Consider the following 24,505-nt stretch of genomic DNA (forward strand, 5'->3'; position numbering starts at 1 on the left):
CCAACCAACTCACCACCGGCCTGTTCGGGCAGGACGGCAACGGCAGCGACCGCGCCAGCCGAGCGGTGGCGGCCGCCAAGTCCAAGCAAGGTGCGCCGTACGTGTGGGGCGCCGAGGGGCCCAACGCGTTCGACTGCTCGGGACTCGTGCAGTGGGCGTACCGGCAGGTCGGAGTGGACCTTCCGCGCACCACCTATGACCTGGTGCACTCCGGTGCGCCCGTCAGCCGGGAGAACATCCGCGCCGGCGACCTAATTCTGTGCAACTGGCAACGGGGCCGCCCCGAGCACGTGGTCATGGCGGTGTCACCCGACATGGTCATCGAGGCTCCCAACCGCGGCTCCCGCGTGCACCTGTCCAGCCTGCCCCGGGGGCATCTGGAGATCCGCCGGGTCGTCGCCTGACCCGATGTTCGCCGGCGAGCACTTTTCGTGCGCGAGGCCACTCTCCCGAGCAGGCAGAATGAGCAGTGAAACTGCGAACCTTCGGGCGTCGCAGAGCGAAGTCACCCGGTTTACGTTGGATCGGTGACCGAAGTTGACCGAACCGCCGTACTCGGCGGGATTTCAGGGGCGGAGTAGATGGCAGGCGAACGCGGTAACGCCGTCGACAAGGATGCTTCGCGAAGTCGGCTGGGGCGAGGGCTCGGCTACGCCACCCGCGTGCAGGTCACCGCACACCAGTTCTTGGCGCGCCGCGCGGCACTCGGACTTACCCGCCGACAGGTGCGGATGGAGGCCGAGCCTGGCCGGCGTGAGTGGATGGCGATCCTGGGCGGGCTGTCGATCGTCGTAGTGCTGTGCTTGGGCGCGTTGTTCTGGTCGTTCATCCGCCCGGCCGGTTCGGTCGGCAGCTCGAAGATCATCGCCGACCAGGACAGCGGGGAGCTGTACGTGAACGTCGGCGGCGTCCTCTATCCCGCGCTGAACTTGTCGTCGGCCCGCTTGGTTGCCGGGCAGGCCGAGAATCCGGTTCGGGTGCGCCGCAGCGAGATCGACTCACGCCCGCGCGGTGTGATGGTCGGGATTGCGGGGGCGCCCAACACGATGAACGCCACCGCGCCGACGGGGTCGTCGTGGCTGGTGTGCGACGCGGTTACCAAGGCGTTCGGTGCTGGAGCCCCTGAGCCGGTGACGGTGACGGTAATCGACGGGCAGCCCGATCTGTCGGACCGGCGTCGGGTGTTGGACAAATCCGACGGCGTGCTGCTGCGGATGGGCGCTGACGTGTGGCTCATCCGCGACGGACGCCGCTCGCTGGTTGACGCCAGCCAGCGTCCGGTGCTGTTGGCGTTGGGGGTGACGGCCGAGGACCTGGCGGCCGCGCGTCCGATGAGCCAAGCCCTCCTCAACGCGATTCCCGTCGCTCCGCCGCTGACGGTGCCCAACATCCCAGGGATGGGCAACCCAGCCCCGTTCCCCGGCGCGCCAGGTCCGGTGGGCACGGTGGTGTCGACGCCGCAGGTCGAAGGCCACATCACCTACTCGGTGGTGCTCCTGTCGGGCATGCAGACCATCTCGCCCATCGTGGCGCAGATCCTTCAAAACGCCGGCGGCAACGCCTCGGGGGCGGTCCCGGTCGTCGCCGGCCCGAAGTTGTCCGACCTTCCGTCCGTCAACCGGATCGACACGTCGATCTACCCGGACGAGCCGTTGAAAGTAGTGGACACCCAAGCCAATCCGGCGACGTGCTGGTGGTCTCAGAAGGGTGCTGGCGAAAATCGGACGACCACCTCGGTGGTGTCGGGCGCCACGATCCCGATACCAGCTGAGCACAGCCAGGAGATCGTCAAACTGGTGCAGTCCGACAGCACGGGCGGGCAGGCCGACCAGGTCTACTTCGGACCCGACTACGCCAACTTCGTCGTCAGCACGGGCAACGGTCCGACCGCGTCGACCACGGAGTCGGTGTGGTGGCTCTCGGAGTCGGGCATCCGCTTCGGCATCACCAGGGACAAGCAGACCCTCGACGCCCTGGGCCTGGGAACACCGCCCACCCCGGCACCCTGGGCCGTACTGCGGCTGTTCGCCGCCGGACCCACCCTGGACAAGGCCGACGCCCTGGTCCGTCACAACACTCTGCCGGGGGACCTCAGTCCTGGAGAATTGGAGCAACCCAAGTGAAGCAGGGATTCGTACGGCCCAAGCCCTCCCCACCGGATTCCATCAAGTTCTCACCGGAGCCGATCAAGCTCCTCACACCGCTCAAGGTGCCACCCCCGGAAGGGAAGTCGCCGTGGCTCATCGTCGTCGGCGTGCTGGTCATCGGCCTGGTGGTCGGCATGATGGTGATTTCCTTCGCCTCCGGGGCGAGGACGTTCAACGGTGTCGGTGCGATCTTCCCCGTCTTCAGCATTCTGGGCGTTGGTGCCATGTTGTTCGGGGGCCGCTTCGGTGGCGGCAACAAGCTCACCCGGGGCAAGCTCGACGCGCTGCGTGCCCGCTTTCTGCTGGTGCTCGACGAGCTGCGTGACCAGGTCTCCAGGGCGGCAGATCAGCTCGACGGCAATTACCGCTGGTACCACCCGCCGGTGGACACCCTGCTCGCCGAAGTCGGCGGGCCACGGATGTGGGAGCGCAACCCGAACGGCAAGGACTCGTGGTTCGGCGTCGCGCGTGTGGGCGTCGGCATGACCTCGCTGGTGGAGGGTGGTGCGATCACCTTCAACGAGCCCGACGACATGCCGACCGAGATCGAGCTCGAGCCGGCGACGGGCAAGGCACTGCAGGAGTTCGTGCGGTATCAGAGCGTGGCCTACGGAACCCCGGCGTTGATCTCGTTGCTGGTGGAGCCGGGTTACCGCATCGTCGGTGAGCGCGACGGGGCACTGGCGCTGATGCGGGCGATCATCGCGCAGCTCGTGTTCTCCCACGGGCCCGATCATCTGCAGCTCGTCGTCGTCACCGATGACCCCGAGGAATGGGAGTGGGTGAAATGGCTTCCGCACAACGGTAATCCGCGTCAGGAGGACGGCGCTGGACCCGCCCGGATGGTTTACACCACGGTGGGCGACTTCGCCCGCAGCCAGTTCACCGAGGCCGTGCGGCGCGGTGGGGCGTTCGTTCCGCGTCACGGCGCGGGCCGCGACCCGGTGGCCCCCATGCCCCACACCGTGGTGATCAGCGACGTCGCGCCGGGGGCCTGGTATTCGGTGATGACCTCGACCGGTGTGCAGGGCTGGACGTTCTTCGACGTCCGAGGCGGGGTGCCGGCCTGCCAAGACGACCGCGGGGTGCGGACGTTACGGCTGTCGGATGACGGAGTCGTCGACGCCGTTCCCCGCGACGGAACGTGGGTGCCGGACTCCGGGGAGGGCTTTCAGTTCTTAGCGGTGGCCGATCAGCTGGAGCGATTTGAAGCCGAACAGCTCGCCCAGCAGATCGCGCGCTCCCGGATCGCTGAACCCTACGAGGACATCGGCGACGACATCGGCGACTTTCAGCGGCCCCGCGACATCTTGTCCTACTACGGGGTGACCGATGCCGCGGCTATCGACCTCGACGCCTTGTGGTCCTCGCACAGCGACATCAACTCCGTGGACAACCTGATGATCCCGTTCGCCGCGCGCGCCGACAACGGCGAGCTGCTGTTCGTGGACATGAAGGACATGAACCAGGGCGGCGACGGGCCACACGGGGTCATGTCGGGAACCACGGGCTCGGGAAAGACGACTGCGATCCGCACGCTGATCCTGGCGGCGATGCTCGGCCATCCGCCGGAGAACCTGCAGATGATCCTCGCCGACTGCAAGGGCGGTGCCGGCGTCAAGCCGTTCGAGGGCACCCCGCACGTGCCACACATCATCACCGACCTCGAAGACGACCAGGTGCTGATGGACCGCTTCATCTCCGCCATGTGGGGCGAGATTCAGCGCCGCAAGCAGGTCTGCAACTCCGTGGGCGCCGATGATGCGTATGAGTACAACCAGATTCGCTCCGAACGTCTGCTGCGAGGGGAAGCCTTGACACCCCTTCCACGCCTGCTGGTGGTGCTCGACGAGTTCAAGGAAGCGTTCCGGATCAAGCCGGATCTGCCCGACGTGCTCGACCAGATCGGACGGCAGGGCCGGTCGTTGTGGGTGCACATGCTGCTGGCCAGCCAGGACATCGACGCCCGCGCGGAGAAGCTGCTCGAGAATGTCGGCTACCGAATCGTGTTGCGGCAGAACACGTCCGCCAGCGCGTCAGCAGCCGGTGTTCCGCAGGCGGTGAACCTGCCGCGCGAGGTGGGTGTCGGTTACATGCGCACCGGTTCGGCCGATGAGCTAATCCGTTTTCGGGCCGAATCACTGTGGCGGGACTACCGCCGGCCCGGCGTCGACAGCGACGACGTCGTCGAAGCGACCTCGTCGGACAGCTACCTCGAACCGCAACTGTTCACCACCTCCTGGGTTCCCCTTCCCGAGCATCTGAGCAACGTCGCACCGGTGCAGGTCGAGGCACCGACCGAATCGGTCGAGGAAGAAGACGACGAGGACGACGCCTTGCGCAAGCCCAAGGTCGGTGCGGTCGTCCTCGACCAGCTGCGGATGCGCGACTTCCAACCCCAGGTGCTGTGGCAGCCACCCTTGGACGTGCCGCGTCCCCTCGACGACATCGTGAACATGTACTTGGGTCGGCGTTGGGACGAAAACTACGCCGCCACACCCAATTTGGTGTTCCCCATCGGCATCGTGGACCGCCCGTTCAAACAGGATCAGCATCCGTTGCTGCTCAACACCGTCGGCGACGGCGCAAACCAGTTGATCGTCGGCGTGCGACAGGCCGGCAAGACCACCGCGCTACAGACGGCGATCTGCGCCGCCGCGATGACCCACACCCCCGAGCAGGTGCAGTTCTATGTCTTGGCGTTGTCCTCGACGGCGTTGGAGACAGTCGCCGGGCTGCCGCACGTCGGCGGGGTCGCCGGCATCCTGGACGAGGACGGGATCCGCCGCACCATTTCCGAGATGTTGGAGCTGCTGGAGCGCCGGCAGCGCAGCTTCCCGGCCTGTGGGATCAGCTCGATGCAAGACCTGCGCGACCGCAAGTTCGGCGGTGCTCCGGGCGCTGTCCCCGACGACCCGTTCGGGGACGTGTATCTGGTGGTCGACAACTTCGCGGCGCTGACGGCCGAGGCGTCCAACATCCGGAACAAGGATCTGCTGTCCGCGCAGATTCAGAAGCTGGTCGGGGAGGGCAGCAGCTTCGGCATCCACGTGATCATCTCGGTCACCCGCGACATCGACCTGCCGCCACGGATGCGCGGCTCGTGGCCTCAGCGGGTCGAGCTGAAACTGCAAGGTCCCGAGGACGCCAAGCTGCTTCGAGGCAAGCTGACCGACGCCGTTCCCTCGGGCAAGCCTGGGCGCGGCATGGTGGCGCAGAACTACGTACGTCTGGGCGCGGAAGAGGAGGGTCTGCACACCCTGATCGCCCGCCCGGCGCTGCGCGGCACACCAGATTCAGTCGTCAAGTCCGACAGCGTCGTCGAGGCGGTGCGCCGGGTCGCCGGCAAGTACCGACCGGCACCGCGGGTCCGTCAGCTGCCCGCCGAGATCACGCTGTCGGATCTGCAGGGTCGTGCCGTACGCGAGCGACACCCCGGCATGGCCTGGGCGCTCGACGAGCGCGACCAGCTGGTCGGGTTGGGCGAGGATTCGCCGTTCCTGGTCGTCACCGGCCGCGAGGACTGCGGTCGGACGACCGCGCTGAGGGCAGTCATGCACGAAATCAGGCGGGTCTACGCACCGGGAGCCACTGCGGCCGTGCCCGACCCGCGCGACACCCGCCCCCGTGCGCAGGTGTGGCTGGTCAACCCGCGCCGCGAACTGCTTCGCGTGTTGGACAAGGACTACCTGGAGCGCTTCACCTACCGCAACGACGAGGTCGGCCCGTGGGCGTCGCAACTGAACCAGATCCTCACTGCCCGGCTACCCGAGGCGGGGCTCGACGTCGACGCGAGCCTGGCGCAGCGCTGGACGGGACCGGAGATCTTCCTGATCGTCGACGACGCCGACAGGCTGCCCGCGGGGTTCGACGCTCCGCTGCGGGAGCTGGTGCCCAGCGCCAACGCGGCGGCCGACGTCGGCCTGCGCGTGGTGTACGCGCGGCGATTCGGTGGGTGGGCAGGAGGCGGTCGTGCCGACCCGTTGTTGGGGACCATGCTGCAATCCAATGCGCCGCTTCTGGTCATGGATTCCGACGGCGAGGAGGGCTACGTGCGCGGTCGGTGGAAGGGGCATCCGATGGTCCCTGGCCGCGGATTCCTGATGAGTACCGGCGAATCGGGACGATACGTTCAAGTTGGGCACGTTTTGCCGGCGGATTCCGAGAAATGATTTTGGCGCACCGCAGTACCCCCTTGTGGCCATTACACTCGTATTGGAACACCCAGGCGACCCCGGGAGGAATGTCGAATGTTTGTCAGTGTTGATCCTTTGGAAATGGGCGGTACAGCCGGTACGTTGACCGCCCTGACGTCGGCCTTCACGAGTGGCAACGGGGCGGCGGCGGCCCCGACGACGGCCGTCATGCCCGCGCAGGCCAACGAGACGGCGCTGCTGCTTTCGGCCGCATTCGGCACTCACGGCTCGCTGTACCAGGCGATGGCGGGGATGGCCTCGGCGTGGCACGAGTTGTTTGCCACCGCGCTGGGCACCTCCGGGGCGACCTACGCCGCGACCGAGGCCTTCAACGCCGCCGCGGCGCTGTAGCGCCGCACCACCAGGCCACCCCTCGTCGTGAATGCGGTTCACCCCCACACCGGCGGCGACGGACCCGGTCACCCGGGAACGGCACCGCTGATGGCGACAGCGGCGTCCCCCGTCTCGCTCCACGAGGTGCTGTACCCCACGCTCCACAAGGTGCTCTATCCCAGCCGTTTCCACGGCGAAAGGATCATCCGGTTCCATGATTGAGTACGGAGCCCTACCCCCGGAGCTCAACTCCGCCCGCGCCTACGCGGGTCCGCAGTCTGCGCCGTTGACTGCTGCGGCGACGGCGTGGCAGTCATTGGCGGCCAATCTGTCCAGCAACGCCGCGGCCCTGCACTCGGCGATCATGGCGCTGTTGGCCGGGGGTTTTCAGGGTCCGACGTCGGCGCTGATGGCGACCGGCGGGGCTGAGAACGTCCGTTGGCTCTTTCAGGCCGCGTCACAAGCACAGGAGACGGCGCTGGCTGCCGAGCAGGCCGCCTTGGCCGTCGAGGCCGCGCACGCCGGGGTGGTGCCGCCGCCGGTCATCGAAGCCAACCGCAACCTGTTGGAGGCGCTCGTCGCGTCCAACTTCATGGGTGTGAACTCCGGCGCCATCGCCGCATGTGTCGGCCAGTACGACGAAATGTGGTCCCAGGACGCCTCGGTGATGTACGGGTTCAGCGCTGACGCCGCCGGGATCACCGGGTCGCTGATCCCGTTCATCCCCCCGACGCCGACAGTCAACCCCGCTGGCTTCGCCAGCCAGGCCGCCGCGGTCGCGCAGGCCGGTGGCACCGCGGCCGGGCAGGCAGGGCAGAACGCGGCGACTGCGGGTCAGTCGGCGGCCGGTATGGGCGGCGACACCGGCTCCTCCATCATGACGATGGCCCCCCAGTTCATGAGCGCCGTACCCCAAGCGCTGCAAGGGTTGGCCCAACCGCTGATGGGCGGCATGGGCAACCCACTGCAGAGTCTCGGCGGTTTTCAGTCCCTGCTGAGCCCCTTCATGAGCATGTTCAGCAACCCCGGTATGGGCGGCATCGGGGGTGCGGGCGCGGCGACGACCGCGTTGTCGTCGTTGACCGGCGCCGGCGGCGGCATGGGCGGCGGCGGTTTCGGGGCCGGGGGCGCAGGAGCATTGTCGGCCGGGCTGGGCCGCGCCGGCAGCCTGGGCGGCTTGTCGGTTCCCGCGACGTGGGCCGCTGGCACCCAATCCAATGGCTCCAGCGCTGCTCCCATCTCCTCCACCGGCGGGGCGGGTGCCAGTGGAGCGGCACCCGCAACGGCCAGTGGCGTTGGCGCGGGCGGCACGGGCGGCGCGGGAGCCCCCATGGCGGCGATGCACGGCCGCGACAACTCGTCGGGCGACGGCCCGTCCTACGGCGCACCCGTACGGGTGCTGCCCAGGCCCCGTTGACTCGCTCGCGGCCGGATATCGAAGGGGGTCGGCAACTCAATTCATGAATCTTTCTTGGCGCGTTGCTGTACACCGCGCCCGCGGGACACGATAAACGAGTCCGGCAAAATGCCCAGCATTCACACCGAGTAATCAGGAGCAAACAGATGTCCTTTATGACCGACCCGGCCGCGATGCGCGACTACTCCGGCCGTTTCTCCAACCACGCCACCACCATTCACGCCGACGCCCAGAAGGCGTACTCCGCGGCGGAGCAGATCAACAGCTCGTGGACCGGCGACGCCCAGACCACGTCGCTCGGCACCATGGAGGAGCTGCACCGGGCGTTCCGCAACATCGAGAACCAGATGACGTTCGTCAGTGAGAATCTCAGCCACTCGGCCGACAAGTACGAACAGCAGGAACACGCCAACGCCGCGTCGCTGAAATCCTGACCGGCTCCTCTTCCAACACTTCTCTGAGACAAGGACACTCACGACATGAGCAACATCAAGTACGGATACGCCGACGTCGACGCGCACGGCGCGCTCCTGAAGGCCCAAGCCGCATCGCTGGAGAACGAGCATCAGGCGATCCTCAAGAACCTCAACGAGGCCGCCGAGTTCTGGGGCGGCGTCGGCAGCTCCGGGTTCCAGGAGTTCGTCTCCGAACTCAACCGCAACTTCGCGGTGATCTTCCAAGAGCTTGACCAGCATGGCGGCAAGGTGCAAACCGCCGGTCACAACACCAGTGCAGGCGACCAGGGTGTCGCCGGTACCTGGTCGGTCTGAGCGACGACGACGGGGTGCCGGCCCGCACCTGAACGACGGGTGCGGGCGACCACGACACCCCCCAGCGGCGGTGCCGCTCGAATCGACCGGACCGTCTGAGAATTCGCGGCGGCACCCTCCACCGAGGGTGCCGTCGCTTTCAGTTTCGCCCCCCGACAAACCCACTCGACGAGAAGGACCCGATGATCGACGCCCGAAGCAGCAATCCCGTCGCCGACGTGACGGTCAACCTCCACGGTATGTGGATGCTTCAAGCCATGCTAGACATCTCCACCGTGGCACCGGAACTGAGCACCGTGCCCTACGGGGCACCGAGGGACAGTACGTGGTTCTCCGGAGATCCACGGATCGAACAGCTACAGGACGCAGGTGTGGTGGGCGCCGACGGGCACGTGATCCCCGAGGTGGCCGCGCGAATGCAGGTATTGGCGAGCCCCGACGTCGAAGTGGCCATTCTCATTGCCCGCGGCCCAATTTCGTGGAAGGGACGCATCGACGTCACCGACCCGACGACGTGGCGACGCGACATCCCGGACAATCAGCTCCAGATCGTGCTGGCCCGTCGCGACGGCCGTTGGGTCTCCGCGGCACGCGCCGGTGAGGACATCACCATCGACGACGTGTCAGTCGACGGCGGTTCGGCGGCGTGGCTCGCCGAAGTCCTCGTCGAGCAGCTCAACGCCTTGCACCCGGTCGGTCCGTCGCGCATCGCGGCGATGAATCTTCCGTATGAGGACATGTTGACCGCGGCGGCACAACGTGCGGAGGCGCCGGAGGAACCGCAGCGGGACCTGCCGCTTCGCACGCTGGGCATTCCAGCGTCCGCGGTGAGTGAGCTGGGTGTGCTGCTGGACGAGCCGGTCATCGAGGCCGTGCTGTATGCCCGGGCGTTCAGCGATGCGCGCCGCATCAACAGCACCACCTCGATCGACATCCGCGACACCGAGTCTGGGCGGGTGACGCTGTATCAAATGTTGGCTGCGCGGGGGTCCACCCAGGACTGGATGGTCGTTGCTCCGGGTTCCGCCGGCCAGATCCTGCAAGGTATTCAGACCGTTCTGAGCAGTGTGAACGTGCGGGACTGGGAGAGCCATCAACGGTTTTCCTAGATTGCGCGCCACGGTGGCAACGGTTGTACCGAACTTTCTCGCTTGGGCGTAGTTAACCGGTATTTCGCGGCCCTAAAATTGGAACATCACGACTTGTCAAAACCATTGGGGTGGTTATATGAGCATGGACCCGGACTTCGCCGCGCGGTACCTGAACGAACAGGACGCCGACGACGGCCCACCCAGTCGGAGCCTCGACCACGAGCCCGACGTCGGCGCTGAACCGCAAGCGCCGGCCCAGCCATCGGTGTCAGAACCGGTGGTTCCACCGGCTCGCCCGGTGCCTGACTGGGAGGCCACCACCAGGACCACGGTGTTCGAGCCTCGTCGGCCGGGCCTGCCGGCGCCCTCTGCGCGCCCGGATGATCAATGCCAGTCTTCGACGGGTTCGTTCCAAGCCGCACCTGGCTCGGATTTCGGCGATCCGGTGGCCCGCCACGCCAGCAGCGATGCCGACCACTCCGCCGAGGTCACGCGTCCGCAGGCCCCCGTGCCGCCGCGCCCGTTCACCGCCGGTTTCTCGGAGAACTCCGGGCCGATGCAGGCCGCGCCCCATGAGGGTCACGACTTCTCCCGCGGCCTGGCACAGTCGCACCGCCCCTCGGGGCAGCCGTTCGCAGGTCAACCGCCCGCGGTCTCTCGGCCGCAGTCCTCGCCGGGGTATGAGGTTGCGCGACACGACCACCAGCCGACCTGGGACGCCAGCGGGTCCAGCTTCGCCGACTCCACGGGCAACGCACCGGCCCTTCGCGCCGAGGACGTCGTGGCCCAGCGCAAGTTGCCGCCCGAAATGGGTTGGCGCAAAACCGTTTACGTCGGGTCAGGCAAGACGATCAATTTGGGGGCCGGCCCCGCCGAACTGCGCCTGCGCGACCAGATCGACATGATCAAGACCAACATCCCGGGCAACTACTCGATCGGAGTGGTGTGCGTGCGGGGCGGTGTCGGAAAGACACGGACCACCGCGGGCCTGGGCACCGCCTTCGCCACGTACCGCACCGAGCCGGTCATCGCGATCGACGCCAATCCCACCTACGGGGGGCTTGGACGCGTCATCGACCCGACGGCCACGGCCTCGATCCGAGACTTCCTGGCCGACAACAACCTTCAGACGTACCCGATGGCGCGTCATTACACCGGCAAGAACAAGCCGGGCCTGGAGGTGCTGGGCGCCAATCAGAACGTGGCCAACCCCTTCGACCTGACGCCGAACGCCTTCGACGCATTGCTCGGTCGCGTGCGACGGTTCTACCAACTGTCGATCATCGACTGCGGACCCGAGATCGAGCATCCGGTGATGAAGGCCATCTTCTCCAGCGTCGACGCGCTGGTGATCGTGGGCACCATGAACTACGACGGCGCCGCCGCCGCCGAGACCACCATCAAGTGGCTGGCCGCACGCAGTGAGTACCAGGCCCTGCTGCAGCGGTCGGCGCTGGTCCTCAACGACGTCTACAACTGCGCCGATAAGGACTTCATGGCCAAGGTCCGCGAGACGATCGGCCAACGGGTAGGCGGGGTGACCACGATCCCGTGGGACGAGCATCTCCGGGACAGCCCGCAGCTCGACTTCGACGCGCTGCGGGGCGGCACGCAATACGCCTACCGCGAGCTCGCGGCATGGCTGGCGCAGGGATTCCGAACCGGTCGAACGGCGATACGGTGACTGCGCTGCGCGATGCGCCGGCCGCGGCCGCGGTGGGCGAAGAACACCAGCAGCTGCGCCAGGTGCTGGTGGCCGTCATGGTCGACGACGTGCAGATCGGCATGCGTCTGGACGCTGCCGCCGCCATCGGCGTGCAGACCCCGGCCATCGTCGACCTTCTCAGCAATCGTCTCAGCGAGATTGGCAAGCAGCGTCTGTCGCACCGCTCCGGAGACGGCGCGGCGGCCCGGGGTCGGTGGGCGCTGTGCTGGGTCGACGGCACACCCCTCAAACCCAAGCGTTCGCTGAGCGAGCAGGGCGTTCTGGACGGGTCCATGCTGTGGCTGCGGTTCGTCGACGACACCGAGACGCGGGTCCCGGTGATCGAACACGTCACCAGCGCCATTCCCGCCGAGCTCCGCAAGCGCTGGCCCGCGGTGAGTCCGTCGTGGGCCGCGCGTGTGGCGGTGACGTTGTTGGCCGTCTCGGTGGCGATGATCGACGCACTGCTGCTGCGGTGGCGCTACGGCCATGACGACTGGACGGCCAGCGCGGCAGCAGGGGTGTGCGCGCTGGTGCTGCTGATCGCCGCGGCGGTCACGCAGCTCAGGGCGGCGCGCAACCGACGTACGGCCGGCGACGTCCACCACCTCGAGCCCGACCATGCCGAGGCCCTGCGCTCCGAGCTGTTCGTCGCCGACACGTTCCTCCTGGTGGCCGCAGCCACGACCGCCCTCGCCGCGGCACTGGCCATCCCCGGGTCTCTGGGCGCCGTGCACACCGGCCTGGGGGCGGCGATCATGTTGGCTGCCGCGTTGCTCGTCGTGCGTTTCACCGGCCGTCACATCGCGCTGTGCACGGCGGTTGTCGTGATCAGCGCCGCCACCCTCGCCGGGGGCGTGGCCCGCATGCTCCTGGTGACCTCTGCGGTCACCCTCCTCGGCACCGTTCTGGTGGTGTCGATCGTCTGCATCAAGCTGACGCCCGGCTTCTCCCGAATGCTGGCCAAGCTGCGACTGCCGGTGTTCCCCTCGGCGAGCGGCCGGTGGATCTTCGAGACCCGCCCCGATCTGCCCAGCGCAGTCGTCGTGCCCAGTGGCCGGGCCCCGACGCTGGAGGGCCCGGAATCGGTGCGCAACGTCATCATTTCGTCGGACCGGGCGCACAGCTACTTGACCGGCTTGCTTGCCGGTTTCGGGATTCTGCTGGTGGTCAGCGCCACCGGACTGTGCGACCCTCACACCGATCGGCGCTGGCTGCCCTTGGTGGTCGCCGCCACGAGCGCCGGGGCGATCTTGTTGCACGCCCGCTCCTACACCGACCGCCGGCAGTCGACGCTGCTGGCGGTGATGGCGGTCGCTATCGGCCTGGCCGTCCCGATCCGCTACGCGGTGGGATTGTGGTCACCGGCTGCCCTGTTGATCGGGTGCGCGGCGATGCTCGCGATCACCGCTGGCGGCCTGGCCTTGGCGTCGGTCATCCCGACCCGCGTCTACAGCCCGCTGTTCAAGCAGCTCGTCGAGTGGGTTGGCTACCTGCTGCTCGTCGCACCGTTCCCGTTGACGTTCTGGCTGATGGGTGTGTTCTCGGCGATCCGGTACCGCTCGTGAGCAGCGCTGCCGCGATGCGCACCGCCATGAGCGCGATGGCCGTGGCACTGTTGGCCCTCGGGCCGGCACTGAGCGCGGCGCCGGTGGCGGGAGCGGTTGATCCGCCGAGCATCGATCCCGCGGCGGTACCGCCGGATGGTCCGCCCACCCCACCCGAACCGATGAGGCAGGGCGCGTACTGCCCCCGGGTGGGCACCCTGCCCGGCACCGACTACCGCGTTCAGCCGCGCTACCTGGACATGCTGAACCTGCCCGAGGCGTGGCAGTACGGCCGCGGCGCCGGCGTGACCGTTGCGGTCATTGACACCGGCGTCAACCCCCATCCTCGCCTGCCCAATCTCGTCGGTGGCGGCGACTACGTCTCTGACGGTGACGGGCTCCAGGACTGCGACGCCCACGGCACGATGGTGGCGTCGATCATCGGTGCCGCACCGGCTGACGGCAAGACACCTTTGCCGCCGGCACGGGAAACACGCCGACCCGACACGGTGCCGACCTCGGAGGCACCCCCGCCACCCCCGCCGCCGCCGGCCCCGACGACGGTGATCGTGCAGGTGCCGCCACCGCCACCGCCGCCACCGCCAGACGCGCCTCCGGCGGCCTGGCATCACAGCGGCGGGGGTGCGCTACAAGTCACCCCGGTCGACTTTCGCGGTCCACTGCCTCTCGACGATCCGCCGCCACCGCCGCCACCGGCCCCGAACATTCCACCGGCGGACGCTTTTACCGGGATCGCACCGGACGTGCAGATCCTGTCGATCCGCCAGTCGTCGATCACGTTCAGCCCGGAGAACTCCTTCGGCAACGAAGATCCGGCCACCCGGCGCAAGGCGGGGGACATCGAGTCGATGGCCCGGGCCATCGTGCACGCCGCGAACCTGGGAGCCAAGGTCATCAACATCTCCGAGGTGTCTTGCATGAGCGCGTTGGACGTGATCGATCAGCGTGCCCTGGGGGCTGCGATTCGCTACGCCGCGGTCGACAAGGATGCGGTGATCGTCGCCGCGGCGGGCAACACGACCAACAAGGACTGCAAGCAGAACCCCATCTACAACCCACTTCACCCCAACGATCCACGCGACTGGCAGGGGGTGGGCACAGTCGTCACCCCGGCATGGTTCTCCGACTACGTCCTGACCGTCGGCGCCGTGGACGCCGACGGCAATCCGCTCACCGACCTGAGCGTGGCCGGACCGTGGGTGTCGATCGCCGCACCCGGGACCAACATCGAGAGTTTGTCCGCGCGGGACGACGGTCTGATGAATGCCGTGGAGGGCCAGGACAAGCAGCTGGTGTCCCCAAGCGGGACGTCGTTCTCGGCGGCCGTGGTCTCCGGGGTGGCCGCTCTGGTGCGGCAGAAGTTTCCGACGCTGACCTCACATCAAATCGTCAACAGACTGATCCGCACCGCCCGGCCGCCGGCCCGCGGCGTCGACAATCAGGTGGGGTACGGGATCGTCGACCCGGTGGCCGCGCTGACCTACGACCTACCCGACGGGGACCCACGGCCACCGGACCGCATCGCCGAGCCGCTGGTGCTTCCGCCCCCGCATCCCGAGCGTGACATGAAGCCGGTGTGGATCGCGCTTACCGGCATCGGCACGGTGGCGCTGTTGGCGGCCGCGGCCGTCGGACTCGCGGCCATCGTCCGCAACAAGGGGGCACAGTGAAGTCGACGTTTCCCGTTGGGCTCAGAGTCACCTGGTGGCGCGTGATCGTCGCGTTCGTCACCACGGTGGGTCTCTTGGCGCTGGGCACCCACCTGTGGCACGGGCCCGTCGCGCTGGCCGTCCCGATCGTGGTGGCGGTTCTCGTCGACGCCGCCCTGCTCGTGACCTGGCGTCACCAGACGGTGGGAGCGCTGGCCCGTCACCGGTTGACCAAACGCCGGGCCACGGCCGCGGTGGTGGCCCCGGTGTCCTCGCACCGGCTGCGGTGGACCACCGAGGAAGCCGCCATCCGCGGCGACGAATTCGAGGCTCTCGCGGTGGTCGCCGTGGACGGCGCGTCTCACACTCCCTCCGTGCTGGACCACCACCAGGTCCAGTCCGGAACGCTGCTTCCCGTCGACGTCGTCGCACGCGCGGTGCGGCAGTTCGACGTGTCCCTGGCCGGGATCGACATCTACAGCGTCGGGCGCCGCCGCGCCGGTGACGAGCACCATCACTATGCCGCGACCTACTCGCGGGTCATCGCCGACTACGGCGCGGTAGGTGAACGCAGCACCTGGTGCGTTCTGCGGATGCGCAGCCGAGACAACCTCGGCGCGATCGCCGCGCGGGACTCGGTGGCGGCGACGCTGCTGGCCTGTGCGCGGCGGCTGGCCGTCGAACTGGGCGCACATGGCTGCCCGGCCCGTCTGGTCGACGTCGCCGAACTCGACGAGCTGGACGCGGCGATTGCGGGCCCGTTGACCAACGGGGCGACGGCCCAGTGGTCGGGCCTCGTCCATCCCGGGGGTGTGGTGACCAGCTACTGGCTCTCTCCGTCGGACATCACCACCGCCACGCTGGACCATGTGTGGGCTCCCGACACCGACGCCACGATGACGACGATTCAGCTCCGCCCGGGCGGCGACGGATCGGTGACCGTCGGCGCTTTGGTGCGGTATTCCACGGCAGGAAAGCTCACCGAGGCCCCGCTGCGGGGACTCAATCCGCTGTCCGGACAGCAAGAACTCGCGCTGCGGGCAACGCTGCTGGAGCCCGCCGTGCCGACCCTGCAGCTGCCGCACCGGCAGATGGGGCCGGAGGAGAGGTTGCGCGCCCCCATCGGCGCGACGGGCATCCTGATCGGCACCACCGCCAAGCACCACCCGATGTTGGTTCCCCTGGGCAACGCCCGCCCCGGCAAGCAAGCCTTGGTGACCGTTGCCGGGGAGCTGGCGCTGCTGCTGCAGATCGCTCAACGCGCGGCCGCGACCGGGTACCGCGTCGCGGTGGTCACGGGCCGCCCGCAGCAATGGCGCAGCGCGCAGGCCGCCGGCCTGCGGATCGTGCGGGAAATGCCCGCCGAGCTGCCCGATCGGGGCCGCTCCATGATGGTGGTCTACGACCACTACGGCGCCCCTACCACCCACCCGAGCGCCGCGGTCACCGTGCGCGCGGTGGAGCGGGGAACGGCCAGTGTCGCCGACGTACACCTGGAGCAGGATTCCCGCGACACCGCAGTCATCCGCACCGCCGAGTTCCGGTATCGCCTGCACATCGACGTGACCAAGGAACGCAACGACATCGCCGCCAGCTCCCGGCGCGTGGCCTGATCGGGCGAACGAGACCGCCGTCTCTGGAAAGGGGATACTTCGGCAATGACCAGCATGCAGGCCACCGATGCGGCACGCACGGCGATGACCCGAGGGCTGCTGGCCTCCGGGATCAACGTCGAAGGCGTGATGGCCAAGCACAACCCGGCCGTGGCGGCCGAGCAGTTCCGCAAGGCCACCGCGCTGGACCCCGGCATCTGCGACGCGTGGCTGGCCCGGATCGTCGCCGGCGACGACAGCGTCGAGGTCGTCCGTTCGGCCTGGGAGGCGCGCGAGTCCTACGGCTGGGAAATCCTTCGACTCAATCTGCGCGGGACGGCATTTCGGCCCATGGTCTCCGACGGGCTGTTCCTTCGCCTGGAGATCACCTCGCGCGACGCGCTGCGGTCGGCGCTGGCCGTGGCGCTGATCCGCGAGAAGCGTTTCCCAGAGGCCAACACCCTCCTGTCGGAGGCAAGCCCCACCGATCCGTTCGACGCCGACTCCCACGCCTACGCCCGTGGGCTGTTGCAGTTCGAGGCCAAACGCTGGCCCGACGTGCTGACCGCGTTCCCCGTCGACAAGGTGTGGCGGTTGCCGATCTACGGGGTGGCGGCCGCGGCGATGTCGGCCACCGCCCTGGCGTCCCTCGGGGTCTTCGAGGACGCATTCCGCCGCGCCCAAGAGGCGGTCAACAGCGACCTGGCGCCTGCGGCGAGCACCGTGGCGCTCTACACCCAGGCGATGTGCCTGCGCCACCTCGACAAGGCTGATGACGCCAATCAGCTACTGCGGCGCGCTTACTCACGCGACGCTCAGTTCGCCCCGGCGCGCAAGGCCTTGGACGACCAGACGATTCGCCTCGTCCTCACCAGCCCCGAAGCCATCGAGACACGCACCGACCCGTGGGATCCCGACAGCGCCCCGTCGAAGGAGGCGGCAGAGGCGGCGAAGCATTCGGTTGAAGCGAACAAGCTGCTGGCCGAGGGCGACGCCGAGCTCAACGCGATGCTCGGGATGGAGGCCGCCAAACGCGAAGTCAAGCGGATTCGCTCCACCACCAAGGTCAACCAGCTGCGCGCCAAGGCCGGCCTGCCGGTGCCTGTCAGCTCGCGCCACACGCTGCTCCTGGGGCCCCCGGGGACCGGTAAGACGACGGTGGCGCGCTCACTGGCCAAGCAGCTCTGCGGACTCGGCGTCTTGCGTCATCCAGGAGTCGTCGAGACCCGACGTTCCAAGCTCCTCGGTCGGCACATGGGCGATGCGGAGAAGAACACCGAAGCCGAGATCGAGTCCGCGATGGGCGGGTCGCTGTTCATCGACGAGATGCACAACCTCTACGAGACCGGCTATTCCGGTGGCGACGCCTACGGCACCGCGATTTTAGAGACCTTGCTGCCGTATCTGGAGAACGACCGCGCCGATCTGGTGGTCTTTGGCGCGGGTTATCCGAACGCGATGGACCGCATGTTGACGGCCAATCAGGGCCTGCGACGGCGCTTCCCGACGGTGATCCGCTTCGAGTCCTACACGCCCACGGAACTGTGGCAGCTCACCGAGCTGATGGCCGCCGAATATCAGGACGTCCTCTCCGCCGACGTGGAGGCGACGCTGCGGCCGGTCTACGAGCGGTACTACCTGCAAGAGAACAGGTCTCCCGACGGAGACGTCATCCGCGGAACCGATTGGCTGGGTAACGCGGGGTTTGTGCGCAACATCATCGAAAAGGCGCGCGATCACCGCAACAACCGCGTCGACAACGAGGACCTCGACGCACTTCTCGCCCAGGACGACCTGCTGACCGAGGCCCAGCTCCTGCCCTTCCAGCAGCTCATCGCCGAAGACGTCGCCGAGGGTGTCGCCGCCGCGGTGTCCGACGCTGAATCCGGACGGTCGCCGGCAGAGTAGTCGGCCTGCGTGCGAGGCTGCCCCACCTTCTATGCGCTCTAGGATGGCCAATCATGTATGACGACACGGAGATTCGCGGTTGGATGCGAATGGCGGTCGACCTCGGCAAGAACACCGAGACCCAAGGAGATCCGCGGATACCCCGCGTCGGAGCAGTGGTGGTGAAAGACGGCGAGGTGATCGGCTCCGGATACCGCGGTATGACGAACCCCACGCATCACGCAGAGTTCGACGTGCTGAGAGCCATTTCGGAGCCTGAACTCCTCAAGGGGGCAGTCGTCTTCTCCACGCTCGAGCCGTGTTCCAGGCGCGGCGCTACGAAGACCCCGTGCGCACGCCGCCTGGTGGAGGCGAACGTCGGCGAGGTGCACATCGGAATCTATGATCCGAACCCTGTCATCTACCGCGAAGGTTGGAAGATCCTGACCGACGCTGGCATCACGGTGCGGGATTTCCCGGCGGATCTTCGGGACGAGATCGCGGTCGACAACGCCACATTCCTCGCTCGGTACAAGAGGGCATCAGGGGACCGCGGTTCGATCAGGTTTGATCACAGACTCAACGGCGGGAGCTACACCGTCGAAACATCCATAGGCGACTTCGTGATTCACGCTGACCAGGGCTACGTTTACGACCACAAGAACAACGTGGCCGTGGTCCCACATGCCACCGAATTCGCGCAGATCGATGACCCGTCAGCTCTTCACTTCGAGAACTATTACACCCCGATGCCGACAGGCCGCATCGCTTGCATGCGAAGCCCTAACGGGTACCTGCTCATCAAGAGGACCGAAGGCGAACCACGGGGCGTGAATGCGCTCGACTTCGACTACGAAGTCCGCGGCTCGACGACTCTCTGAGTCTGGGGGACCCGTCGCCGGCCCCGCGCTTCATCCCGGGGAAACGCCGCGCGCCGTAGCAGTTGCTAACGGCCAGGCACTGATTCGTCGCCTTCAACGATGGCGTGCGCCTGGGCGAAGTAGAGCTCCGCGTATTCGCGCTCGCGCGGTGAACAACCCGGCGAGGTCAACACGCTGGATGCGTGGTCACGAGCCGAGCGCGCATATTGCGTGCGGCGGTGGTCGTCCTGGGCCGCAGCCGCCTGGTGCAGGTCCGCCCGCGCGGCGGCCAGCGATAGGTTCGTCGACATCGCCGCGCCGTGCACCACGGTGGCCGCGACTGGTGCTGGTGCGGTCATCGAGGGTTCCTTCCGGGTACGGGATCGGGGCCGTCCTGGGTGTGGACGGGCGGGCGCGCCGGGCGTCCTTGGGGCCCGCGCGAACCTGGACTGGTTGGCGCGGGGAGCTGCGGACGCGCCCCGGCACTTCCGGACTGACGCGGCAGTGGCCGCGTCGGCGTGGGCGGCGCACCGGTGGTAGTGCGGGCGTCGCGCCGGGGGTGCGCGTCGCTGGTGGGCTGGTTGCCGGACATACCGCTCGTAGCGTGGCCCCGCGCTTTGGAGCCGACGCTGGCCATTGCCGCGGCGGGGAGCACGACCTCGGGTGCGAGGACCGCGGCACCGGCCTCGGCGGCACCGGCCGTTGCACCACCGAAGGCTCCGCCGGCCGTCGCGGCGCGTCCGGCCGATGCGCCGCTCGACGCGGCGGCGGGGGGTGGGGCGAGCTTCGTCGTGGCAAGGCCGGGTTGGCCGGCTGCAGGGCGTCCGGTGACCGGGGCGTGGGTGTATGCGTCACTACCGGTGTTGCTCTCCGAATCTGATGTGCGCGAGAACCGTTCGCGGGTCTTGTCGGCGAGGTCGCGCCCCTGGGCCGCCTTGGCTTGGCCGCGCTGGTACCCGGTCCTCCCCAGATGAACGGCCCGTTGGACGGAATGGGTGAGGTCCTGGCGGGTGTGGTCGTGCAGTATCTCGCGTTTGAGGTACCAGAAGACACCGGTGGCCACCGCTGACCACAGGGCCACGAGGACCAGCATGGCGACCGGGCTCGTCATACCCACTTGGGACGCAAGTCCGCCCGGCGCAACGGTTTTGAGGATGAGCATCGCTGCGATGCAGGTGTAGAGCACGTAGACGAACACCAGGAAGGCGTGACGGAAGAACTGTTCGAGCCGGCGACGTGCCCGCCGTCGCGGGGCCCCGTGGATCATCGCCGGTCCCACGGCGAAGATGGCCATGACGGCGTTGAGCAGCGCCGCCCCACAGACCATGATGTAGCTGTAGGTGATGTAGAGCACGAAGACGGCGAAGACCAGGCCCAGCAGACAGAACCCGATGCCGAGGGCGAACACGCTGCCGTCGATGGTCTGGGCGTAGTGCAGGGCTTGGGGGGCACCGCAGGATTGCATGGCGTGTGCCGGGGCGTCCCGCACGCCGCTCATGATGGCCGCCGACCAGTCGTGGCCGCAGCTGCCGATGGAGTCGACGGTGGTCCCGAAGTTCCAGAGCTGCAGGGGCGCTCGTAGGAGAGCGTCGGCCAGCACGCCGGTGAGGTGGCTGAGCTGCCCGGTGGCGCCGCCGGTGGCGATGGGGCCGTTGTTGGTGGCTGCTTGGGCGACGCTGAAGCCAAGTGTCCTGGCTTGGTTGAGCAGGCCGTCGTTGCCGGTCAGTTCACCGAGAGGGTCGCGGGTGAGCCAGAGGCCGATCATGCCGATCGCGAATGCGCTGAGGATGATCGAGGTTCCGTGGCCGCGCCGACCGTGCCAGAGGATGTGGAAGCCGCCGACGCCGATTCCCAGGGCGAGGCAAATCGGGAAGACGTGCAGGTCGACGAGCAGTTGCCGAAGCGCTTCGAGGATGGGCTTGAACCAGGTGGCCAGCCAGTACAGCCATGTACTCGACATGGCGAATTTGAGGAGCCACAGGACGCCGGCGAGCAGGAAGATGTAGACCGAGGCTTGGGCTTGGACCCAACTGGCGACGGTCTCGTGGGTGAGGCCGGTGGTGATGGCGTGTGCGCCCCAGCGCATCCAGGAGCCGGGGTCGACCACGCTGACGTCGGGTCCGCCTTCGGTGAGGGCTTCCATGGTGTCGACGGTGGACAGGAAGTACGCGCCGACCGGCACGCCGTAGCTGTCGGTGATGCCGGTCCAGTTCAGCGCGGCCCCCATGGTGGCGGCCGTGGCACGCGGCGCGGCGGCCAGCGCCCAGAGTGCCAGCGTGTGGGTCACGGCCCAGATCAGCAGGATACGGCGCAGGCGTGGGTGGATGGCCAATTCGTAGCCGCACCGCTCGGCCACGACGTGGCGCAGGGGAGCGCGAAGGGGCAGGGCTGCAACGGTCATCACGCCGCTCCTTGTCCTGGTGTGGTGTCGTAGGCCCGGTGCAGGGCTTCGTCGGGTTCGCGGGCGACGCGGATCGACCCGAGACGGCCGAATTCGTCGACGAAGAACGCCCGCCCCTCCAGGTCGCCACGGCCCTGGGAGAGGGTCCCTTCCTCGGTGAGGTCTTCGTCGAAGGCGGTGGGGTCCCGCATCTGGCTGGGGGCGGCCTTGGCCAGGAAGAAGTCTTGGAACTCGGGGTATTCCTGCAGGGGCAGGCCCACACTTGCGGCGACGGCTCGGGCGATGCCCTCTTTCTCGAAGGGCACGATGACCTGTTGGGTGACGAATTCGTCGCCCATCAGCGCGAGGTCCTTCACCGGGTTCTGGGTGATGATGATCATCCCGGTGTAGTGCTTGCGGGCACGGCGGCTGATGAGGTGCGCGTCGCGGGCTCCGGTACGCGAATTCAGCAGGGGGCCAGCCTCTTCCAGGACGAGGAGACCGAAGCGGTCGGTGTTGTTGAAGAAGCTCACCCGCGCCAGCCGCACCAACATGCCGTAAATGGCGATGGAGGCGCGCTGGCGGTCGCTTAGGGCCGCGTAGAGGTGGGGACTGGACATCTCTTCGGCGTCGGGAAGATCGAGACTGCCGGTCTGCCAGATGGTGACGTCCAGCGCAGTGAGGTCGGGGACCGGGAGTGAGTCGTCGAAGATGGCCTTGGTGAATTCGTAGGTGGCCCACGACTCCAGCGCCAGCAGCACCGGACGCAGGTCCTCGGCCAGCTGCGCGACCGGCGCGGGTCGGGTGTCGGCTTCACCCACGGGAGCTTGGATCCCGCGGATGTAGCTCATCAGGGCGGCGGTGCTGGTGATCTTCAGAGTTCGGCGCGCGGGAGGGGTCAGCAGGGTGCGCAGTCGGCCGACGGCGACGCTGCGCACGTCCAGGCCCAGCATGGGGATCATGTAGTCGAGCCAGTAGGAGCCGGCGACCCGGTCGGGGAAGATCCGCAATGCGTCGCACCCGAAGTCTCCACCGGCCATGTCGATCACGGCCTTGTTGGGCACGTCGGCCAACGCGGTTGCCCACTCGCCGTACTCGTCGGGTTCGACGATGAACGCTTGGGCGCCGCGCTGGAGCTCGGCTTTCACGACCCGTTTGGCGGTGTAGGACTTGCCGTAGCCGGGGGCGCCAGCGCAGACCAGGCAGGGGTTGTGGTTGCGGCGGGCGGCGGCGGGCAGGTCCAACAGCACGGCGCTGTTGTTGGCGTTGCTCTTGTTGAAGCCGAGCAGCATGCCGGTCGCGTTGCCCAGCTGGGCCGAGATCAGAGGCACGAACCGTGACCACTTGGTGGCAGTGGTGGCGTGGTCGAACTGGTCGGCTCCGCTCTTGTGCTGGGGCACACCGGGGTTGAACACCGACCACAGCCGGGTGTGGGCTCCACGGTAGTGACGCACGACGATCTGGCCGGACTGGGTCATCTCTTCACGCAGACGCTTGATGCTGTGGTCGAGGGTGGGCGCGTCGGCCGCGCCGACGTGGACGAAGAACGAGGCCGTCATGGGTTGCTCGTCGATGTTGGCCGACAGCAGTCGGTTGTATTCGGCGATCTTGCGTTCGGTGGATTGCAGCTCGGTGTAGCCGTTGCGGACGTCGCCGCGGTGGTCGTACTGGTCGTCGATGTTGCCGCGCGCGCGGTCGTTGCGCCGGAACTCCATCTCCCGCGGTCGGGCGGTCAGGTTGATGGCGAAGTCGAACACCGCGCCGGTGTCGAGATCGTCGAGCGCGGAGAGGAATTCCGATCCCGGGAACACGATGCCGCCCTCGGGGGCGTCCACCACGGGCAGGATCGCCTGATAGCTGTCGGGGCTTACGGGTCCGTCGCCGGCGGACGACACCCGGACGTACTTCTTCCAGGACGGCAGCGCGTTGAAGATGCCGGGCCGTTGCGGGCGGTGCTGCTGGTCTCCTTCGTCGAATGCCGCGATTGGCAGCTGATCGGCGCGGATGCTGGCCGTGCCGACGGGGCTGCGCCGCGGCAGCGGATCGGTATAGGTTCCCAGCCAGGCGTTGTGGCGCCAGAACCACGCCGACATGGTCGGCGTGACCGGCACCGGTGAGAATTCCGGTGGCAACGAGTTGGCGATGTCGTAGGCCAGCTCGGTGTAGGCGCGTAGCGAGGAGTCGGAGTCCTTGTCGCGTCCGGCAATCCAGTCCTTGAGCTTGGTGGCCTGCCCGACGACGTTGTGTCCGGCGCGGCCCGCGTCGACCGGCACCATCAACCAGAACAGCCGTGTCTTGGGGTCTTCGGCGGCGAGCTGGTCGGCGACCTGGGCGCAGCTGGCCACCCAGTCGGTGCGCTCGCGGTAGCCGTGCACCATGGCCCGCAACAGTTGGCGGTGGTCTTGGGCGACGCCGAGGCCGAAGAGCCAACTGTCGGCGGGGAGTTCGCGTCCCAGCAGCATGTGCAGGTCGGCCACGGCGGTCTTTCCGCGAGTCGACTTCAAGTGGTAGGGCAACCCGGCCAGCAGGAACCCCGCGTAGACCGATCCACCGACACCGAACCACAGATTGTCGACCAGTTCGGGCCGCGCCAGGATTGCGGTGTCGGTGCTGGTGCAGACGGCTGGTCGGGCCGCTGCTCTGAGTGCCCGCAGGCGAAACGCCATGCTCGGACGCGTACGGGGGACCATCGCGCCGAGGCCCGTCAGTGCCGCCGTGAGGGCCACCCCGACGATCAGGATGCCCAGCGCATGGCCCGAGGACAGGTTGAGCACGGTGAGCAGCACGGTGACGACCGTGCCCACGACCGCGGGGACGGCCACCCAGACGCGCAGCGGCTTGTCGAACAGGACGTTGGTGTAGACGGGGGTGTCGTGCACCCCGGTGAACAGTTGCGCGGTGTCTCCCATG

Annotated in this window: 17 protein-coding genes; 14 read left to right on the plus strand and 3 right to left on the minus strand. The window is 67.9% G+C overall.

The features are described from left to right. The 14 genes from B1790_RS23520 to B1790_RS23585 all read left to right on the plus strand — a co-directional run. Positions 1 to 404, plus strand: a 404-nt coding sequence (locus B1790_RS23520) for a C40 family peptidase (protein WP_142271470.1), incomplete at its 5' end; no start/stop codon positions are given. Between the two features lie 177 nt (positions 405 to 581). Next, on the plus strand, positions 582 to 2,123 hold the full coding sequence (gene eccB, locus B1790_RS23525) for a type VII secretion protein EccB (RefSeq protein WP_079925702.1): 1,542 nt from the start codon (positions 582 to 584) through the stop codon (positions 2,121 to 2,123). Next, the gene (gene eccCa / locus B1790_RS23530) at positions 2,120 to 6,319 is read left to right on the plus strand and encodes a type VII secretion protein EccCa (RefSeq protein ID WP_079925703.1); all 4,200 of its coding nucleotides are present in this window, start codon (positions 2,120 to 2,122) and stop codon (positions 6,317 to 6,319) included. Before eccB ends, eccCa begins: the two co-directional genes overlap by 4 nt. A gap of 78 nt (positions 6,320 to 6,397) precedes the next feature. Beyond that, positions 6,398 to 6,694 (plus strand): PE family protein, encoded by a 297-nt coding sequence (locus B1790_RS23535; protein ID WP_079925704.1) that lies wholly within the window; start codon positions 6,398 to 6,400, stop codon positions 6,692 to 6,694. 196 nt (positions 6,695 to 6,890) lie between these two features. Then, on the plus strand, positions 6,891 to 8,093 hold the full coding sequence (locus B1790_RS23540; protein ID WP_079925705.1) for a PPE family protein: 1,203 nt from the start codon (positions 6,891 to 6,893) through the stop codon (positions 8,091 to 8,093). Positions 8,094 to 8,239: 146 nt separating this feature from the next. Beyond that, entirely contained in the window at positions 8,240 to 8,527 is a 288-nt protein-coding gene (locus tag B1790_RS23545) for a WXG100 family type VII secretion target (protein ID WP_079925706.1), read from the plus strand. Between the two features lie 45 nt (positions 8,528 to 8,572). Then, the gene (locus B1790_RS23550) at positions 8,573 to 8,863 is read left to right on the plus strand and encodes a WXG100 family type VII secretion target (RefSeq protein ID WP_079925707.1); all 291 of its coding nucleotides are present in this window, start codon (positions 8,573 to 8,575) and stop codon (positions 8,861 to 8,863) included. 182 nt (positions 8,864 to 9,045) lie between these two features. Beyond that, positions 9,046 to 9,972, plus strand: a complete 927-nt coding sequence (locus B1790_RS23555; protein ID WP_079925708.1) for an ESX secretion-associated protein EspG — start codon at positions 9,046 to 9,048, stop codon at positions 9,970 to 9,972. 118 nt (positions 9,973 to 10,090) lie between these two features. Continuing rightward, positions 10,091 to 11,638 (plus strand): MinD/ParA family protein, encoded by a 1,548-nt coding sequence (locus B1790_RS23560; RefSeq protein ID WP_142271471.1) that lies wholly within the window; start codon positions 10,091 to 10,093, stop codon positions 11,636 to 11,638. Beyond that, a complete protein-coding gene (gene eccD / locus B1790_RS23565) occupies positions 11,635 to 13,227 on the plus strand; it encodes a type VII secretion integral membrane protein EccD (protein ID WP_079925710.1) in 1,593 nt (530 codons plus the stop codon). Before B1790_RS23560 ends, eccD begins: the two co-directional genes overlap by 4 nt. Positions 13,228 to 13,241: 14 nt before the next feature. After that, positions 13,242 to 14,897, plus strand: a complete 1,656-nt coding sequence (mycP, locus tag B1790_RS23570) for a type VII secretion-associated serine protease mycosin (protein WP_079925725.1) — start codon at positions 13,242 to 13,244, stop codon at positions 14,895 to 14,897. Further along, a complete protein-coding gene (eccE, locus tag B1790_RS23575) occupies positions 14,894 to 16,489 on the plus strand; it encodes a type VII secretion protein EccE (RefSeq protein WP_158083872.1) in 1,596 nt (531 codons plus the stop codon). The genes mycP and eccE overlap by 4 nt, the downstream gene beginning before the upstream one ends. A gap of 45 nt (positions 16,490 to 16,534) precedes the next feature. Continuing rightward, positions 16,535 to 18,376, plus strand: a complete 1,842-nt coding sequence (eccA, locus tag B1790_RS23580) for a type VII secretion AAA-ATPase EccA (RefSeq protein ID WP_079925712.1) — start codon at positions 16,535 to 16,537, stop codon at positions 18,374 to 18,376. Positions 18,377 to 18,429: 53 nt separating this feature from the next. Then, positions 18,430 to 19,236 (plus strand): deaminase, encoded by an 807-nt coding sequence (locus tag B1790_RS23585; RefSeq protein ID WP_079925713.1) that lies wholly within the window; start codon positions 18,430 to 18,432, stop codon positions 19,234 to 19,236. 65 nt (positions 19,237 to 19,301) lie between these two features. Here the strand turns inward: B1790_RS23585 and B1790_RS23590 are convergent, their stop codons facing one another. Genes B1790_RS23590 through B1790_RS23600 form a run of 3 tightly spaced genes read right to left on the minus strand, consistent with a single transcriptional unit; the run spans position 19,302 to position 24,504 of the window. After that, complete coding sequence (locus B1790_RS23590) at positions 19,302 to 19,574, minus strand: hypothetical protein (RefSeq protein WP_079925714.1); 273 nt, start codon at positions 19,572 to 19,574, stop codon at positions 19,302 to 19,304. Beyond that, positions 19,571 to 21,616: a hypothetical protein gene (locus B1790_RS34780; protein WP_079925715.1), complete on the minus strand. Its 2,046-nt coding sequence runs from the start codon at positions 21,614 to 21,616 to the stop codon at positions 19,571 to 19,573. The genes B1790_RS23590 and B1790_RS34780 overlap by 4 nt, the downstream gene beginning before the upstream one ends. Next, the gene (locus B1790_RS23600) at positions 21,616 to 24,504 is read right to left on the minus strand and encodes an ATP-binding protein (RefSeq protein ID WP_079925716.1); all 2,889 of its coding nucleotides are present in this window, start codon (positions 24,502 to 24,504) and stop codon (positions 21,616 to 21,618) included. Before B1790_RS23600 ends, B1790_RS34780 begins: the two co-directional genes overlap by 1 nt. Between the last annotated feature and the right edge of the window lies 1 nt (position 24,505).

The organism is Mycobacterium sp. AT1 (assembly GCF_002043095.1).
In the GTDB taxonomy this organism is placed as follows: domain Bacteria; phylum Actinomycetota; class Actinomycetes; order Mycobacteriales; family Mycobacteriaceae; genus Mycobacterium.

Excerpts from the sequence above, each read along its gene's own strand:
- eccB (WP_079925702.1), top strand. The coding sequence starts at position 582 with ATGGCAGGCGAACGCGGTAACGCCGTCGACAAGGATGCTTCGCGAAGT.
- B1790_RS23535 (WP_079925704.1), top strand. The coding sequence starts at position 6,398 with ATGTTTGTCAGTGTTGATCCTTTGGAAATGGGCGGTACAGCCGGTACG.
- B1790_RS23540 (WP_079925705.1), top strand. The coding sequence starts at position 6,891 with ATGATTGAGTACGGAGCCCTACCCCCGGAGCTCAACTCCGCCCGCGCC.
- B1790_RS23545 (WP_079925706.1), top strand. The coding sequence starts at position 8,240 with ATGTCCTTTATGACCGACCCGGCCGCGATGCGCGACTACTCCGGCCGT.
- B1790_RS23550 (WP_079925707.1), top strand. The coding sequence starts at position 8,573 with ATGAGCAACATCAAGTACGGATACGCCGACGTCGACGCGCACGGCGCG.
- B1790_RS23555 (WP_079925708.1), top strand. The coding sequence starts at position 9,046 with ATGATCGACGCCCGAAGCAGCAATCCCGTCGCCGACGTGACGGTCAAC.
- B1790_RS23560 (WP_142271471.1), top strand. The coding sequence starts at position 10,091 with ATGAGCATGGACCCGGACTTCGCCGCGCGGTACCTGAACGAACAGGAC.
- mycP (WP_079925725.1), top strand. The coding sequence starts at position 13,242 with ATGCGCACCGCCATGAGCGCGATGGCCGTGGCACTGTTGGCCCTCGGG.
- eccA (WP_079925712.1), top strand. The coding sequence starts at position 16,535 with ATGACCAGCATGCAGGCCACCGATGCGGCACGCACGGCGATGACCCGA.
- B1790_RS23585 (WP_079925713.1), top strand. The coding sequence starts at position 18,430 with ATGTATGACGACACGGAGATTCGCGGTTGGATGCGAATGGCGGTCGAC.
- B1790_RS23590 (WP_079925714.1), bottom strand. The coding sequence starts at position 19,574 with ATGACCGCACCAGCACCAGTCGCGGCCACCGTGGTGCACGGCGCGGCG.
- B1790_RS34780 (WP_079925715.1), bottom strand. The coding sequence starts at position 21,616 with ATGACCGTTGCAGCCCTGCCCCTTCGCGCTCCCCTGCGCCACGTCGTG.
- B1790_RS23600 (WP_079925716.1), bottom strand. The coding sequence starts at position 24,504 with ATGGGAGACACCGCGCAACTGTTCACCGGGGTGCACGACACCCCCGTC.